At 61.7% G+C, this 14,415-nt stretch carries 14 protein-coding genes and 4 pseudogenes; 12 read left to right on the top strand and 6 right to left on the bottom strand.

Translation table 11 applies throughout. The features are described from left to right. Positions 1 to 177 precede the first annotated feature (177 nt). From VZ95_RS28415 to VZ95_RS21265, 8 genes and pseudogenes are all read left to right on the top strand, one after another. Positions 178 to 591: pseudogene (locus tag VZ95_RS28415) on the top strand (SDR family NAD(P)-dependent oxidoreductase); the annotation flags it as partial. Between the two features lie 55 nt (positions 592 to 646). Then, positions 647 to 967, top strand: coding sequence for an SDR family oxidoreductase (locus tag VZ95_RS28410; protein WP_332307951.1), 321 nt, complete (start codon positions 647 to 649; stop codon positions 965 to 967). Positions 968 to 1,080: 113 nt separating this feature from the next. Further along, a pseudogene (locus tag VZ95_RS29015) lies at positions 1,081 to 1,407 on the top strand (patatin-like phospholipase family protein); the annotation flags it as partial. A gap of 130 nt (positions 1,408 to 1,537) precedes the next feature. Next, positions 1,538 to 1,738 carry a patatin-like phospholipase family protein gene (locus VZ95_RS29010; protein WP_408606052.1) on the top strand — a complete coding sequence of 67 codons (201 nt, stop codon included), beginning with the start codon at positions 1,538 to 1,540 and terminating at the stop codon, positions 1,736 to 1,738. Next, positions 1,732 to 2,097 carry a hypothetical protein gene (locus VZ95_RS24845; protein ID WP_198147993.1) on the top strand — a complete coding sequence of 122 codons (366 nt, stop codon included), beginning with the start codon at positions 1,732 to 1,734 and terminating at the stop codon, positions 2,095 to 2,097. Before VZ95_RS29010 ends, VZ95_RS24845 begins: the two co-directional genes overlap by 7 nt. 11 nt (positions 2,098 to 2,108) lie before the next feature. Further along, complete coding sequence (locus VZ95_RS00115; protein WP_045774078.1) at positions 2,109 to 3,200, top strand: HAMP domain-containing protein; 1,092 nt, start codon at positions 2,109 to 2,111, stop codon at positions 3,198 to 3,200. Further along, positions 3,181 to 3,708, top strand: coding sequence for an adenylate/guanylate cyclase domain-containing protein (locus VZ95_RS00110; RefSeq protein WP_052711336.1), 528 nt, complete (start codon positions 3,181 to 3,183; stop codon positions 3,706 to 3,708). The genes VZ95_RS00115 and VZ95_RS00110 overlap by 20 nt, the downstream gene beginning before the upstream one ends. After that, positions 3,683 to 4,105: a hypothetical protein gene (locus VZ95_RS21265; RefSeq protein WP_156994908.1), complete on the top strand. Its 423-nt coding sequence runs from the start codon at positions 3,683 to 3,685 to the stop codon at positions 4,103 to 4,105. The genes VZ95_RS00110 and VZ95_RS21265 overlap by 26 nt, the downstream gene beginning before the upstream one ends. Positions 4,106 to 4,130: 25 nt before the next feature. Here VZ95_RS21265 and VZ95_RS00105 read toward each other — a convergent pair whose 3' ends face one another. The 5 genes from VZ95_RS00105 to adhP form a co-directional block, all read right to left on the bottom strand. Beyond that, positions 4,131 to 4,583, bottom strand: a complete 453-nt coding sequence (locus VZ95_RS00105) for a CPBP family intramembrane glutamic endopeptidase (protein ID WP_156994906.1) — start codon at positions 4,581 to 4,583, stop codon at positions 4,131 to 4,133. A 355-nt stretch (positions 4,584 to 4,938) separates the two neighbouring features. Further along, positions 4,939 to 5,604 (bottom strand): DUF6064 family protein, encoded by a 666-nt coding sequence (locus VZ95_RS00100; RefSeq protein ID WP_045774077.1) that lies wholly within the window; start codon positions 5,602 to 5,604, stop codon positions 4,939 to 4,941. After that, on the bottom strand, positions 5,601 to 6,725 hold the full coding sequence (locus VZ95_RS00095) for an Acg family FMN-binding oxidoreductase (protein WP_232302407.1): 1,125 nt from the start codon (positions 6,723 to 6,725) through the stop codon (positions 5,601 to 5,603). Before VZ95_RS00095 ends, VZ95_RS00100 begins: the two co-directional genes overlap by 4 nt. A 52-nt stretch (positions 6,726 to 6,777) precedes the next feature. Then, the gene (locus VZ95_RS21260) at positions 6,778 to 7,509 is read right to left on the bottom strand and encodes a hypothetical protein (protein WP_052711333.1); all 732 of its coding nucleotides are present in this window, start codon (positions 7,507 to 7,509) and stop codon (positions 6,778 to 6,780) included. A gap of 139 nt (positions 7,510 to 7,648) precedes the next feature. Next, complete coding sequence (adhP, locus tag VZ95_RS00085) at positions 7,649 to 8,728, bottom strand: alcohol dehydrogenase AdhP (protein WP_045774076.1); 1,080 nt, start codon at positions 8,726 to 8,728, stop codon at positions 7,649 to 7,651. 313 nt (positions 8,729 to 9,041) lie between these two features. Here adhP and arcD point away from each other — a divergent pair, with 313 nt between their 5' ends. The 4 genes and pseudogenes from arcD (at position 9,042) to arcC (ending at position 13,817) form a co-directional block, all read left to right on the top strand. Beyond that, positions 9,042 to 10,616 carry an arginine-ornithine antiporter gene (gene arcD, locus VZ95_RS00080; RefSeq protein WP_456297654.1) on the top strand — a complete coding sequence of 525 codons (1,575 nt, stop codon included), beginning with the start codon at positions 9,042 to 9,044 and terminating at the stop codon, positions 10,614 to 10,616. 9 nt (positions 10,617 to 10,625) lie between these two features. Then, positions 10,626 to 11,842: pseudogene (locus VZ95_RS00075) on the top strand (arginine deiminase). Positions 11,843 to 11,863: 21 nt separating this feature from the next. Further along, positions 11,864 to 12,864: pseudogene (argF, locus tag VZ95_RS00070) on the top strand (ornithine carbamoyltransferase). Positions 12,865 to 12,869: 5 nt separating this feature from the next. Then, positions 12,870 to 13,817 carry a carbamate kinase gene (gene arcC / locus VZ95_RS00065; RefSeq protein ID WP_045774074.1) on the top strand — a complete coding sequence of 316 codons (948 nt, stop codon included), beginning with the start codon at positions 12,870 to 12,872 and terminating at the stop codon, positions 13,815 to 13,817. Positions 13,818 to 13,889: 72 nt separating this feature from the next. Here the strand turns inward: arcC and VZ95_RS00060 are convergent. Beyond that, the coding region (locus VZ95_RS00060; RefSeq protein ID WP_045774073.1) for an Hpt domain-containing protein at positions 13,890 to 14,415 on the bottom strand (526 nt) is incomplete at its 5' end.

Here is a 14,415-nt window from a genome sequence, read left to right as displayed (position 1 = left end):
TCAGTTAGTAATTAAGGCTTGAGTTTACGCCGGTAAAGCCGACGACAACACCCCTACGTTCGGGAATGGCGGTAATATCCTCTCGTGCGGTTCGCAGCAGGCGGTCCCCACTCTAGGGTGACTTGAAATTACCCCCGGCGGTCGTAGAGGCCGCCCAGACGCAAGAGTGAGGATGGGATGATCAATCTAACCGGAAAAGCTGCGATTGTAACCGGATCGACCAGCGGGATCGGCCTCGCCATTGCTGAAACCTTGGCGGCAGCTGGCGCCGACGTGATGCTGAACGGTTTTGGGGGGGCCGGTGAAATCGCTGGCATAATTGCCCGCCTCCACGCCATGAGCGGGCGGACCATTCTTCATAATCCCGCCGACATGAGCCGCCCCGATCAGATCAACGCGATGGTGGAAGACGCAACGGCACGGTTCGGGAAAATCGACATTCTGATCAATAATGCGGGTGTCCAGCACGTAGCTCCCTTGGGTGAGTTCCCGCCGGAAAAATGGGATCTCATTCTCGCGGTTAACCTTTCTGCCGCCTTTCATGCTAGCCGGGCTGTTTTTCCGCAGATGACGGCGCGCGGCTGGGGACGAGTCGTCAATATCGCCTCCGCGCACGGGCTGATCGCATCGCCATTCAAATCGGCCTATGTCCGCCGCCAAGCACGGCATGGTCGGCCTATCGAAGGTCATCGCGCTCGAAGGGGCCGAAGCGGGCGTTACCTGCAATACGGTTTGCCCTGGCTACGTTCGCACGCCGCTGGTCGAAAAACAGGTCGCCGAGCAGGCCAAGGCTCACGGCATCTCCGAAGAGCGGGTCATTGCCGATATCTTGCTCAAAGAACAGCCCACCCGCCGCTTCGTCGATGCCTCCGATATCGGCGCGATGGTGCTTTTTCTCGTCTCCGACGCCGCTGACGCCGTCACCGGAACCGCGCTTCCGATTGATGGCGGCTGGACCGCCCATTAGAGCGATTTTCGTTCGCGGCGGCTCAGGAAAATCGCTCTAATATTCTGTTTTGTTTAGCAAAGGCTAGTCGCAGGTGTGCCACCTGCTCGGGATTTGCTCTAAGGATTTTGCCGATGTCATCCACCTCCTCGCCCAAAAAAATCAACATCGCCCTTCAAGGGGGCGGCTCCCACGGTGCTTTCGCCTGGGGCGTTCTCGACCGTTTGCTTGAAGAGCCGGAGCTTGAAATCCATGCGACCGTCGGCACGAGTGCCGGTGCCGTTAACGCGACCCTGCTCACCCATGGGCTGATCACCGGCGGCCGCGCTGGCGGCCGCGCCACCCTTCGCCGCTTTTGGGAGGGGGTGAGCCAACCGTCCCTCCCAAACCTTTGGCCGCAGTTTACGATCCCCAAGGGCTCGCTGGAGTTTTCGCCGCTGTGGCAGGGGTTTGAAGCGCTGACGCGAATCGCCTCCCCGTATCAGTTCAATCCGCTGAATTATTCGCCCTTGCGAAAACTGATGACAGAGTGTGTGGATTTCGAGGTGATCAGAAAAGCTACTCAAAAACTTTTTTCTGTGCGCGGCGAATGTGCGGACCAATCGGCTGAAAATTTTCGAGAATGCCGAAATCAGCGTCGAGTCGGTCCTAGCCTCGACCTGCCTGCCGTTTCTGTTTCAAGCGGTCGAAATCGACGGCGAAGCCTATTGGGATGGTGGTTATCTCGGCAATCCGCCAATTTTCCCGCTGATCTATAACACTGACGTCAGCGACGTTTTKGTTTGGTGGTGATGATCAACCCGATCAATATTTCGGAAACGCCAAAATCGGCGCGGGATATTCTCGACCGGATCAACACGCTTTCCTTCAACTCAAGCCTGATGCGCGAGATGCGGGCGATCCATTTCGTCGCCTCGCTGATCGATAAGGGCTTTGATGACGGCGGACGCTTGCGCAAGCTCAATATTCACACCGTCGATGCCGAAAGCGAGTTGGCTCACCTTGGCGCCTCAAGCAAACTCAATACGGATCGAACGTTCCTGGAGTGGCTGTTCACGCTGGGCCGGGGCCGCGCAGACGCCTTTATGGCGGCTCATTTCGATAAGATTGGCCATAGTTCGTCAACCGATGTGGCCGAAAAATTTCTTTAAGGCGAAAAAGCATGTCCTCCAAAGCCGGTCAGAAGTCGGTTAGAATCGCAGCGGCCTTGACCGCCGCCGTCGCGGGTTTGGCCGGGGCGGCGGTGGTCGCTTCGCTGTTGCTGGGCTATCGCGGGGCAAGACAGGCCAGCGACACACTGCAGGATGCGCGCGCCGCGGCAACCTTGGAACAAACGGCGAGCCACCTTCTGTCCGGCGTCGATGGAATCGTTGGTCTCGCTCAGGCGCTACGGCTTAGGGTGGACGAGGGCCGCTTAACCCCCGCGACCCCCGCCTTTGCCGATGCCGTCGCGGTTCTCATGACCGCCGTGCCACAAGCCACCCGGCTCCAGGTCGCGACCCCAGGCCGCGTGACCCGGTGGTCGGGCATCGATCCTTATCATCCGACGCAGCTTTTACTCGATCCCGAAATGCCCGGCCCAACCGATGTACCCCGCTGGCTGCCGCCGACTCTCGATCCGCTAACACAGCAGCCGGAAATTGCCTTTGAAACCCCGCTGCGCCACGGCGGACAAGCCTTGGGGCGGCTCACGGTCACGCTGACGCTCAATCAACTGTCGATTTTTTTGCGTGATTTACCGCGCCCCGCTGGGCAGGTGCCATTTATTCTGTATGGCCGCGATCTCGTTGTTGCCCACCCGAGCCTAGCCGGACGGGCGTTAACGGGCCTGCCAACGCGGGCGTTACTGGCTGCCCCCTCCCTTGAGGCTTTTCCGGCTCTTTGGATGGAACCAGAGCACGCGATAGGGCGGGTTCGCTTAGCAGACGGAACGATTGCCGCGTGGCGCACGATGAACGCCGGAACGGAAGAACCTTGGGTCATCGGCTCCTATTATCAGGGCGATTTGATCGCCGACCAACGGGCCGGGCTCCTTGTTTTGGCCGCTCTCGGCGCGATTATTCTGCTCATAGCTATAGGGGCGGCGTGGCTGCTGAGTGCCCGCTTTGCCCGCCCGGTCGAAGCCTTGGCCGAAGCCGCCCGCCAAATTGCCGCCGATGGGCCGGATGCGGACGTCCAGCTCCAACCGTCGGGCCTGCGCGAGTTGCAAGCGGCGGGCGAGGCGTTTTTTGACGATGCGGCACGGCTTGGTTGAGCGCGAACAAATTCGCGATCTTTTCGGGCGCTACGTGCCGCGTTCGGTGGTGGACGATCTTCTGATGCGCGATGGCGCTATCGAAATCCGCCCAGAACGGCGCGCCGTCAGCCTGCTGTTCACCGATCTTCAGGGCTGGACCGGCCTTGCCGAAACCCTCCCGCCCGAACAGGTGACTGATATTCTCAATGGCTATTTCGCCGCGCTCTCCCACGAGGTGAGTGCCGCCGGGGGAATTATCGTCGATTTCATCGGCGATTCGCTGTTTGCAATGTTCGGCGCGCCGGTTGCAGCCCCCGATCACGCCGCCCGGGCTTTACGCTGCGCCTTCGCTATTGACCGCGTCGCGCAAGCCTTCAGTGCGGAACAAGCTGCGCGCGGTGTGCCTCTTGGGGTAACGCGCATCGGCGTCCACAGCGGGCTTGCGACCGTTGGGAGCTTCGGGGCTGCCGATCGTTTGAAGTATGGCGCCGCAGGCGACGGTGGTAAATGCCGCCTCGCGCCTTGAAGGCACGAATAAGGTGTTCGGAACGCGCCTGCTGGTGAGCCGAACCGTGCTCGATCAAACCCCGCCTGCACCCGAATGGACGGCGCGGCCTGTCGCGCGGGTCCAGGTTGTTGGCCGCGACGGCGATCTGGATCTGTGGGAAGTTTCCGCGACACCGCCGCCTTGGGCCGACACTTGGGCCGACCTTTACCAGGCGCTTGCGAGCGGCGCATCCGACGCGCTCTCCCGGCTGGTGGCCTATGCCGCCGCCACCCGACCGACGGCGTTGCCTCCAGACTACTCGCCGAGGCTCGCCAATCTGGCCCCAGCGTTCATCTCAGCCTGTCGTCAAAATAACCAAAGATCGCGGTCGCATTTAAGCGCTTTTAATGGCGTTTTCCGAACAAATCGGTCATAGCGCCTCCCCTGACGTTGCCCAAAAGTCATGATAGAACGAGGCCGAATGCCCAATAGGCCCCGCGAACCGTTGGAGTCGCCGCCGCGCTTACCGCCGCGGTAGGCGCGCTCACCGGGGCGGCAGTCATCGCGGCGCTGTTGCTCGGTATCGGGGTGCCGGTCATGAAGAACAGCGGCAGGTGCCAAAGCCCCCAGACACAGCCGATCAAGAGGCTCGCAAGGCGCCAATCCATGCGCGCTGTCAGCGCTGAGGTAAGATACCCCCGCCAGCCGAACTCCTCGCCAAGCGGCCCGCCGATCAGCAAGACGAGACCGAAATTCGCGATAGCCAATAAACTATGCCCAGCCGCAGGGAATGCGGGCAGCGCCCCAGCCAAGGCGACATCTATAATCAGGGAGCAGACCATCACGGCGGGCGGCGCGAAGAAGGCCAGAAGGTACCAGCGCCACCCCACGCGCCCGTTGAGGCAGCGTGACAACCAACCGCGCAGTCAAGTCCGATTACTAAAGACTGCGGCAACCGTAAAACCGGCAAGGCTTGGCCCAAAACCCGCCAATACGAACAGGGCAGCACTGAGCGCGGGTGAACGGGTTGCGGCTTGAGCGCCAGCAAATCCTACACCCCACGCCCAGAGGAAGGCCGAGGCAATAAACACGAAAATAGCGCGCCACGAGTTGATTCCCCCCTGCACCCTTGAACCGGCTGCCTGGGTTTGCTTCCGCGCACTGGCGTCTCTCATACGCCACCGCCAAAGATGGGCGCATCGGGCTGTCCACACGCGCTGAAAGGCGAGCGGCGCGTCAGCGGGTGGCGCAGGAGCATATATGATGGCCTCATGGTGAGACCAGCTTGTGATCGTCACGCCCCTGAAACCGGTTCAGAACAACCGTAATGAGAAGCGCTGCTCCCGCTATCGGAAGCGCGATGTCCTCGAGAATGCCGAGTTGCCATGCTGCGGCAAGGCCTATGAGCGACCACAAAAACGGAATGATCGCGAGCCACACCACCCACCTGCCGCGCGCCATGAACAGCACGCCGATGGTGAAGATCGTCGTCGGGCAGGGCGCCACGCCGAACATCGGTCCCTTCATCAGACCATGGCCCGCCCAGACGCCGATGATCGGATAGACCGCCATCGCTTCGATAATGAACCCCGCGCCAAGCGCCGTCCTAACATCGCGCCCGGTCTCGAAGCGTATGCCTCGCGCCGAGATGGCGCTGACTGCAAACAGAATGGCCTGTGCCACGAAGAAAGCCGCGAACATCGTCGCGGCCGGGTTGATCGCGGAGAAGAAGAGGAGATGGTAGCCGATCCCGTTTGCCGCCCACAGGAGCGCGAGTATTAAAGGGATCAGCCGCGTTGCAATCGGCCCCTTCCGCCAGAGCGCCGCGACCACAACCAAACCCAGGACAAAAGCGATGATCTGCATCGGCCAGATCGAAGCATTATACGCGACGAAGACACCAAAAAACTGCTCGGTGGTGAAGGGCGTGTTCACGCCAGTACCGCTGCCACCGGCCTGCGCGCGGAGAACGGAAGCGCGGGACCATAGCCGAAGCGCATCACAATGTCCGGTCGGCGTCCCGGCAGGCCGACGAGGCGGGCGAGGTCCGGTCGAAGCGCTGGAACCTCGACGGGCTGGTTGATGAAGGCGTGTTTCAGGCCCAGCGCCGTCGCTTGCAACGCAAAGCGCTGGCAGGCGCGGCCCACCAGAACCCAATGCTCGGGATCATCCTTCTCGGCGCAAAACACGGCAATCCCGGCCGATGAGGCAATCTGGCGGGCGTATTTATCGTTTTCCTTGCCCGCGGTGAACAGTGCGTCTATCGCGAGCGGCCCCAACCACGCTGGCAGCACGGGGTTGCCGCTCGTTGCGCTGAACAATCCATCGCCAGTTTGCATCGCCTGCCGGGGGCTGAAGCGCAGCCAGGCTTTGAGTTCCCGCATGAAGGCAGGGTCGGCGATTTGCGCGCTATTGCCCGCGACGACAAGATCGCGGACGCGATCAATCTGCGGACGATCCGTGATAAGGATCAGATCGACCCCTGGAACGGTGGCCGCCGCCGCGCCCAGCACCTGCAAATCTTTGGTACTCACCGGCCTGCCATCATAATCGCCGCGCGTCGATTGCCGCCGCGTGATGGCCTCGAACAGGCCCGACGGCGGCTGCGGCCCCTTGCCGAAGGCGAACCGGACGACCCCATCCTGTTGTGGATCAAAGCTCAGTTCGCCCGCCTGTCCACGCGCGCCAGCGGCGATGGAAAGGTTCTCTGCGGCGCACCCGAGACTGACATAGAGGTGGTGATCGTCAGGGTCCACCGCCGCCAGCCGTCGGCTAAGGTCTGGCCGGATCTCAATGTGCTCGCCGACACGGTTGAACCGCCATGCTTGCGTGTTGTGGCTGTTCGCGGCGAGGGTGGCGAAGCGGACAAGGTCTCGCGTTTCAGGTGCCTCACTCAATGCCGAACGGCTGGCGGCGACCGCGGCGTCGAACGCGTCCATCGAGCCCATTTGCCGTAACCCGAGAAACGCCGCCCCGGCTCCGCCAACCGTGATAGCGGCCGCGCCCAGCAGGACGTCGCGCCGCTTCATCGTCGAAAAATGGGGGCGCGCGATCATTCGAGCGGCGCACCAATTTTAAGGCGCACCATCGCGTACACCGCAGCTCTCCCTAAGCCCGCAAAGCTTGCCGCGCCAAATCGAGAAGCTGAGGATCGGTGATGGTTGACAGATCGGCCGTCAACTCCCGAACGATGCGCCGATGCAGCGCCGCGTGATGGGTTTCCAGATAATCGGTGAGAGTATGCGCGACATTGCTTTTGCCGGTTCCATGACCGACGACAACAATCTGACCGTCCGAGGGCACGGCGTTGGTGATCGCCTCATAATAGGCGGTCTCTTCCGGCGACCGATGGCCCCGATCCCGCGCCGAATTCTCATGCGCCGCATGATGCAAAAAATGATGCGGGTCGGCGGGCCGGATGACGTGGGCCAAGGCATCCTCGGCGGTCACATCGATATGAAAAATCTTTGCGCCCTCTTGATCCACGACGATCAGAAGGCCCGGAGTTGCGAGATCGGGCGCAAGGGCCGAGGCGGACGGGCCATCTGAGGCGACGCCGGCCAGTTTCAAAAAGTGCCTGATCTCCATCACCTCAGCGCCGGTCAAATCCTTCGAGTGGGGCTTGCGGAGCGTGTGATGATGGCCCGCCACCGCAAAGGTGAAGTCGCTATTGGCTTTCTCGTGCACCTCGCCGATCGCCGAAATCAACGCAACAAGGTCGCGCCATTCGAGGTTATGGGCGGACGGATGCCGGAAGATCGCCTCCAGTGTGCGATGCTGCGCGCCCGACAGGGCGGGAAGCGCGAAACTCGTGTCAGCAGCGTTCGGGACGGTATTCATGATGCTTTCCAGCGCTCCCAGATCGTCACCGGCGGCGAGGGGGTGTCGCCGCCGCCGGTTTTTCAGAATAAAGCCTATCGCCAGTCCGGCTGACGCAGGAGGCTCGGAAGATACTCAGGCCCGAGCCACCGGCGTCCGGTCAAAGCGCCTCAAGCTGCAACGCCTGCGCCGTGTGGGCCTCGCCATTTCCTGTGAAATCGAGAACCACGCGGGACGGAACGTCGCCCTTCGCAAGCCGCTCGAAGACCTGATTGATCGACGCGAGCGGCTGAAGCTCGATATCGGCCTTCACTTTGCCCTCGGCGGCAAAAGCCAAGCATTCGGCCATATCTTTCCGCGTTCCGACGAACGACCCGCGCACGGTGATGCAGTTGGCGACCACATCGAACAGCGGTAGCGGGAAATTTCCCGGCGGCAGGCCCACCAGCACGCAGGTGCCGCGTTTGCGGGTCATCCCCACGCCTTGATTGAAGGCGCTGAGCGACGGGGCGGTAATGAGAACGCCGTGCGCGCCGCCATTGGTTCCTTTTTTAACCGCTTCCGCCGGATCTTCCGTTTTGGCATTGACGATGAGATCGGCCCCAAGCCGCTTGGCGTGGGCGAGCTTGCCATCGTCGATATCGACGGCGCAGACCTGCAAACCCATCGCCTTCGCATATTGAATGGCAAGATGCCCTAACCCGCCCGCGCCGGAAATTGCGATCCACTCGCCGGGTCGGGCTTGGGTTTCCTTAATTCCTTTGTAGGTCGTCACCCCAGCGCAAATAAGCGGCGCGGCTTCTTTCGGGCCGAGCCCTGCGGGGATATGGGCGACGTAATTCGGATCGGCGAGGACATATTCCGCAAAGCCGCCATTCTTGGTATAGCCGCCGAATTCCGCTTCGCCGCACACCGTCTCCCAGGCCGACAGGCAATAGTCGCAGTGACCGCAGGCCGAGTAGAGCCACGGCACACCAACCCGGTCGCCTTCCTTGACGATCTTCACCCCCGCTCCGACGGCGACAATACGGCCAATGGCCTCATGGCCTGGAATGAAGGGCAGCGTCGGCTTTACCGGCCAGTCGCCATTGCGAGCGTGAAGATCGGTGTGGCACACGCCGCAGGCCTCGGTCTTCACCAAAATCTGACCGGGGCCGGGCGTCGGCACGTCCCATTCTTGAAGCGAAAGCGGCTGGCCAAACGCCGTAACAACGGCGCACTGCATTTTGCGAGGCGACATGATGGATCCTTCTCTAAACAATCGATTCAGGCAAAGCTGTATGTCGCCATTTGCGCGTCACTGCGCCCCGGATTCTGAAACCCATGAGGGCCGGTTATCCTTAGAACCCTCGCGTCGGGCGAAACGGTTGGAGACGTGGTTTCCACCTATCCAAAGCGCAGAGTGCGCTCGCCGGGCGATGGTCGGCAGGCTCGGAAATTACTCAACGACAGCTTGCGGACGTTCGGACGCCAGCCACGCACCAACCCCGCTTGAGTAGTTTCCGACGCTGCCGCAAACCCCGCGCCCCGACATAAGCTTTCCCATCACTCCAGTGTCCCAGACGGGAAAACTGCGTTGCCGAGCGTCGATTCAGGGAATCGACGCAAGTCGGCTCGGATTCAGCCACAAACCCCTTACCTGGCTGTTCGAAGGGAACGCAACCGTGACCATTCCGGCTAAAATTTCTCCGCCGAGCGAACCCGCGTCCCGAAAACTGAGATTGCCCGCCCTCACGGCGGTTGTGATCGGCTCGATGATCGGCTCCGGCGTCTTCAGCTTGCCGCAGAATATGGCCGCCGCCGCAGGGCCGCTCGCGATCTTGATCGGGTGGGCGATTACGGGGATTGGCGTTCTCGCGCTCGCCCTCGTCTATCAGGGCCTCTCGACGCGCAAACCCGATCTCGATTCGGGGCCTTACGCCTATGCCAAAGCCGGTTTCGGCAACTTCATGGGCTTTAACAGCGCCTGGGGATATTGGCTGTCGGCGTGGGTTGGGAATGTGTCCTATGCCGTCGTCCTGTTCAGCGGCTTATCGTACTTCTTTCCCTTTTTTGGCGATGGCAATAGCTGGCAAGCCATTCTGGGGGCCTCCGCCGTTCTGTGGGCGATCCATGCCTTGACCTTGACCGGCGTGCGGCAGGCGGGGCTGGTCAACCTCATCACCACGATCTCGAAAATCGCCCCCATCATCCTCTTCGTCGCCGTTGCGGTGGTGGCCTTCAAGATCGACCTTTTCAAGCTGGATTTCAGCGGCACGCACAGCCCCACGCTCGGCTCGATCCTCACCCAGGTGAAAAGCACGATGCTGGTCACGCTCTGGGTGTTTATCGGGATCGAAGGCGCTAGCGTCTATTCCGCCCGCGCTACCCGCCGCCAGGATATCGGCTGGGCAACCATGCTGGGGTTCCTCACCTGCCTGTCGCTCTATGCCCTGGTATCGCTGCTCTCCTTGGGGATTTTGGCGCAACCCGACCTCGCCGCGCTGAAAAACCCCTCAATGGCCGGGGTTCTCGCCCATGTCGTCGGCCCCTGGGGGGCGGCGTTGGTCAATATCGCCCTGGTGGTTTCGGTGCTGGGGGCCTTTCTAAGCTGGACGATGCTGGCCGCCGAAGTGCCCTATGTGGCCGCGCGCGACGGCACCATGCCGCGCGTCTTTGGGCGTGAAAATAGCCGGGGAGCCCCGTCGGTCTCGCTCTGGGTCACAAATGGGCTCGTGCAGCTTTTCCTGCTCGTCACTTACTTTGCCAATGGCACCTATCAGGCGCTGTTTTCCATCGCCTCGGTCGCCATTCTCATCCCTTACGCCTTTTCCGGGGCCTATGCCGCCAAACTGGCGATTACCGGCGAAGCCTATCGCGCGGGGGAAAACCGCAGCCGGAATCTGGTCATTGGCGGGGTCGCCACCCTCTATGGCGCGTGGTTGGTCTATGCCGCCGGGCCGGCCTATCTGTTCATGGCCGCGATGCTCTATGTCCCCGGCATTGCCATTTACATCGTCGCCCGGCGCGAAAACAGCGCGCGACTCTTCACCCCCGTCGAAGGGCTCATCGCGCTGGCCATAGTCGCGCTCGGCATGGCCGCCGCTTACCTGATTTGGTCCGGCTCGATCTCCCCCCTCGCCTCTTAGGATTTTCCCATGTCAGAATTCGGCGCTTTCTCCGAGGTCGGCCCTTTGCGCGAAGTTTTGGTGCATCGGCCCGACCTCAGCCTGCAACGGCTCACGCCCCATAATTGCAAAAGCCTGCTGTTCGATGACGTGCTGTGGGTCAAGAAGGCCCGGCAGGAGCACGACGGTTTTGTCGACGTTTTGCGCAGCCGCGGCGTCACCGTCTTAGAGTTCGGCACGATGCTCGGCGAGACGCTGGCGATTCCCGAAGCGCGGGGCTGGTTGCTGGATCGCCGGGTCAGCGCGGCGGCGGTTGGCGAAGATTTGGTCGATGAGATGCGCGGTTGGTTCGACGGGATGCCGGGGGCCGACCTTGCCCGCCTCCTGGTCGGCGGGGTCGCGCGGGCCGAGTTGCCGTTTACCCCAACGGGGCTGATTGGCCGAACGATGGAGCCCCACGATTTCGTGCTGCCACCGCTGCCCAATCAACTCTTCACGCGCGATAGTTCCTGCTGGATTTACGGCGGGGTAACGATCAACCCAATGTATTGGCCCGCCCGCCGCCCGGAAGCGACCAACCTCGCCGCCCTCTACAAATTCCATCCGCATTTTGCCGGGATTGAGGTTTGGTGGGGCGATGTCGATGCCACGCCGGGGGTTGCCACACTGGAGGGCGGCGATGTGATGCCGCTCGCCGATGGCGTGGTTTTGATCGGGATGGGCGAGCGTTCAACCCCGCAGGCGGTGGCGGCTTTGGCCGCGCGCCTATTTGCGAAAGACGCCGCCAAAAGAATTATCGCCGCCCTGATGCCGCGCGACCGCTCCTTCATGCATCTCGATACGATCTTCACCTTCTGCGACCGCGACCTGGTGACGGTCTATCCGCCGGTGGTCGACCGCATCAAAGCTTTTTCGCTCTACCCTGGGGATGATCCGAGCGGCGTTAAGATTGTTCCCGAGGATTTACCCTTCCTTCAGGTGGTCGCGGCGGCCTGGGGCTTGAGCGCCTGCGCGTGATCCCCACCGGGGGCGATGCTTACGAGGCCGAACGCGAACAATGGGACGATGGCAACAACCTGCTCGCCGTCGAACCCGGCGTGGTTATTGGCTATGACCGCAACGTCTTCAGCAATACGCAACTGCGCCGGGCGGGGATTGAGGTCATCACTATTGAGGGGGCCGAGCTTGGGCGCGGGCGCGGCGGCAGTCACTGCATGTCCTGCCCCATTCGCCGCGACGCCCTTTGATCTTTCAAGAAAGCGACCCCCATGCCGATCAATCTCCTTGGCCGTTCCGTTCTGACCCTCGACGATTTATCGCCGGGTGAAATCCGCTATCTCCTAAAATTGGCCGCCGAGCTTAAATCGGCAAAGCTGGCGGGCACCGAACAGCCGCGCCTGAAGGGGCGCAACATCGCGCTGATTTTCGAGAAGGATTCGACCGCACCCGCACGGGGTTCGAGGTCGCCGCCTACGATCAAGGCGCGCACGTTACCTACCTCGGCCCGTCCGGCAGTCACATCGGCCATAAGGAATCGATGAAAGACACGGCGCGGGTGCTGGGGCGCGTTTACGACGCGATCGAGTATCGCGGCTTCGGGCAGAAAATCGCCGAAGATCTCGCTACCCACGCGGGGGTGCCGGTTTATAACGGCCTCACCAATGAAGCCCATCCAACGCAGATTTTGGCCGATTTCATGACGATGCGGGAGTTCACCCATAAGCATCTGTCCGATATGAGCCTCTGCTTTTTGGGTGACGGGCAGGATAATGTGTGCCTGTCACTCGCCGTCGGCGCGGCCAAGGTGGGGCTCGATATGCGTATCGCCGCCCCGCGCAGCTTTTGGCCCGATCCGGCCTTCTTGACCCGTTTCAAAGAAATGGCGCTTGAAACCGGCGGACGGCTGACTGTAACCGACGATATCAACGCCGCCGTCAAGGGGGCCGACTTCCTCTATACCGACGTGTGGCTGTCGATGGGCGAAGACGAATCGGCGTGGGAGGCGCGCATCAAGGCGTTCCTGCCCTATCGGGTCACGCAAGCCGTGATGGACGCGACCGGCAACCCCTACACCAAATTCATGCACTGCCTGCCCGCCTTCCATAATGCCGAGACGGCGGTGGGCGCGGATATCCAGAAGCGCTTCGGCATCGACTGTATGGAAGTGACCGAGGAGGTTTTCGAATCCGCCGCCTCCATCGTTTTCGACGAGGCCGAGAACCGCATGCATTCGATCAAGGCGATCCTCGTCGCCACCATGGCGGGCTAACGGCCATGCATCTCGTCGTCGCCCTCGGGGGCAATGCGTTGCTGAAACGCGGTGAGCCGATGACCGCCGAAACCCAGCGCGGGAACGTGATAAAGGCCGCAACGGCGCTAGCCGCTTTGGCCGCCGATGGCCATCAGATCACCATCACCCACGGCAATGGCCCGCAGGTGGGGCTGATTGCGCTGCAAGCCGCCGCAGGCCCGGCAGATGGGGCGTATCCACTGGATATTCTGGGAGCGGAAAGCGAAGGCATGATCGGCTATCTGCTCGAACAAGAACTGCGCAACGCCCTGCCCGCCGGGGCTGACTTGGCGACCCTCCTGACCCAGGTTCGCGTCGATCCCGCCGACCCGGCCTTTCTGCGCCCGACTAAACCCATCGGCCCCGTTTATGATGAACCAACGGCCCGCCGCCTTGAAGCCGAACGGGGCTGGCAGTGCGCCCGCGATGGCGATAAATGGCGGCGCGTCGTCGCCTCCCCCGAGCCTTTGGAAATTTTGGAGCTTAAAGCCATCGTCACTTTGGCGGCGGCAGGCGTGATGGTGATCTGCGCGGGCGGCGGCGGCGTGCCCGTTGCGGCTCGGCCCGGCGGCGGCTTTGCCGGGGTTGAAGCGGTGATCGATAAAGACCGCGCCACCGCCCTGCTCGCCCAGGCACTGAAAGCCGATATGCTGTTGCTCCTCACCGATGTCGATGCGGTCTATCTGGATTTCGGCACGCCCGACGCGCGGCGGATCGTTAGCGCCGGAACGGCAGCCTTGTCGCCCGATAGTTTCGCCGCCGGATCGATGGGGCCGAAGGTTCAGGCCGCCCTCCGGTTTACCGAAGCCACCGGCCAGCGGACGATGATCGGCCGCCTAGAAGACGCTTCCGCCCTGGTGGCGGGCACCGCCGGAACAAAAATCGAGGTCGGCGCGGCGGAAATCACTACGCTCGCGCCTCTCGCTCACTAGCCGACGCAATCGGTCCGCCAGAATCATCCGGCGGTACGGTCACAGGTCCGTGTCGGTGATCTGCTCCCCAAATCAAATACCTCTATTGCTTGCAATTAAAAATACTTGCCTCAACCCCTCAAGAGCCTGCTCTTCAAGATTTTCCGTCAAGTTTAACATTTGACCGATCTCTTGATTTCGGAATGCGACTTCTGCCAAGCGGCATTGCTGGCCGAGGCGTGTAAGCCCAAAGCTGCCCAACAGGCTTGCGAGGGCGTGGATCGCTTGGCAAAAGGCCGCATGATCGCCGGCTGCACGCGCGCGGCTTAGCGCGGTGAGGCGTTTTTCCACGTCAGCCCGGAAGTCAACGAGGATGGAGTCGATCAAATCCTCGCCGACATTCTCGGCGAGATCGCGGAGAACTGCGATATCTACGAGATCTGACTCGGGCGCCTCGTCCCCCAACTCCAGCGGTGTCATGTCGCTCTTCGGCGCGGAAAATGTCCCGAAATCACTTAGCAAACTTACGAGCTTTTTGAGTTGAATCGGTTTTGCGAGCACCGCGTTCATACCGGCCTGGAGATATTTCTCCATATCACCCGGAAAAGCATTGGCGGTT

The organism is Elstera litoralis (assembly GCF_000963705.1).
Classification (GTDB): Bacteria; Pseudomonadota; Alphaproteobacteria; order Elsterales; family Elsteraceae; genus Elstera; species Elstera litoralis.
This window is presented reverse-complemented; position numbering and strand designations above follow the sequence as displayed.

What these genes read in the sequence shown, in the direction of transcription:
- VZ95_RS28410 (WP_332307951.1), top strand. Translation starts at nt 647, where the DNA reads ATGTCCGCCGCCAAGCACGGCATGGTCGGCCTATCGAAGGTCATCGCG.
- VZ95_RS21260 (WP_052711333.1), bottom strand. Translation starts at nt 7,509, where the DNA reads ATGAATACCGTCCCGAACGCTGCTGACACGAGTTTCGCGCTTCCCGCC.
- adhP (WP_045774076.1), bottom strand. Translation starts at nt 8,728, where the DNA reads ATGTCGCCTCGCAAAATGCAGTGCGCCGTTGTTACGGCGTTTGGCCAG.
- VZ95_RS00115 (WP_045774078.1), top strand. Translation starts at nt 2,109, where the DNA reads ATGTCCTCCAAAGCCGGTCAGAAGTCGGTTAGAATCGCAGCGGCCTTG.
- VZ95_RS00095 (WP_232302407.1), bottom strand. Translation starts at nt 6,725, where the DNA reads ATGATCGCGCGCCCCCATTTTTCGACGATGAAGCGGCGCGACGTCCTG.
- arcC (WP_045774074.1), top strand. Translation starts at nt 12,870, where the DNA reads ATGCATCTCGTCGTCGCCCTCGGGGGCAATGCGTTGCTGAAACGCGGT.
- VZ95_RS00110 (WP_052711336.1), top strand. Translation starts at nt 3,181, where the DNA reads ATGCGGCACGGCTTGGTTGAGCGCGAACAAATTCGCGATCTTTTCGGG.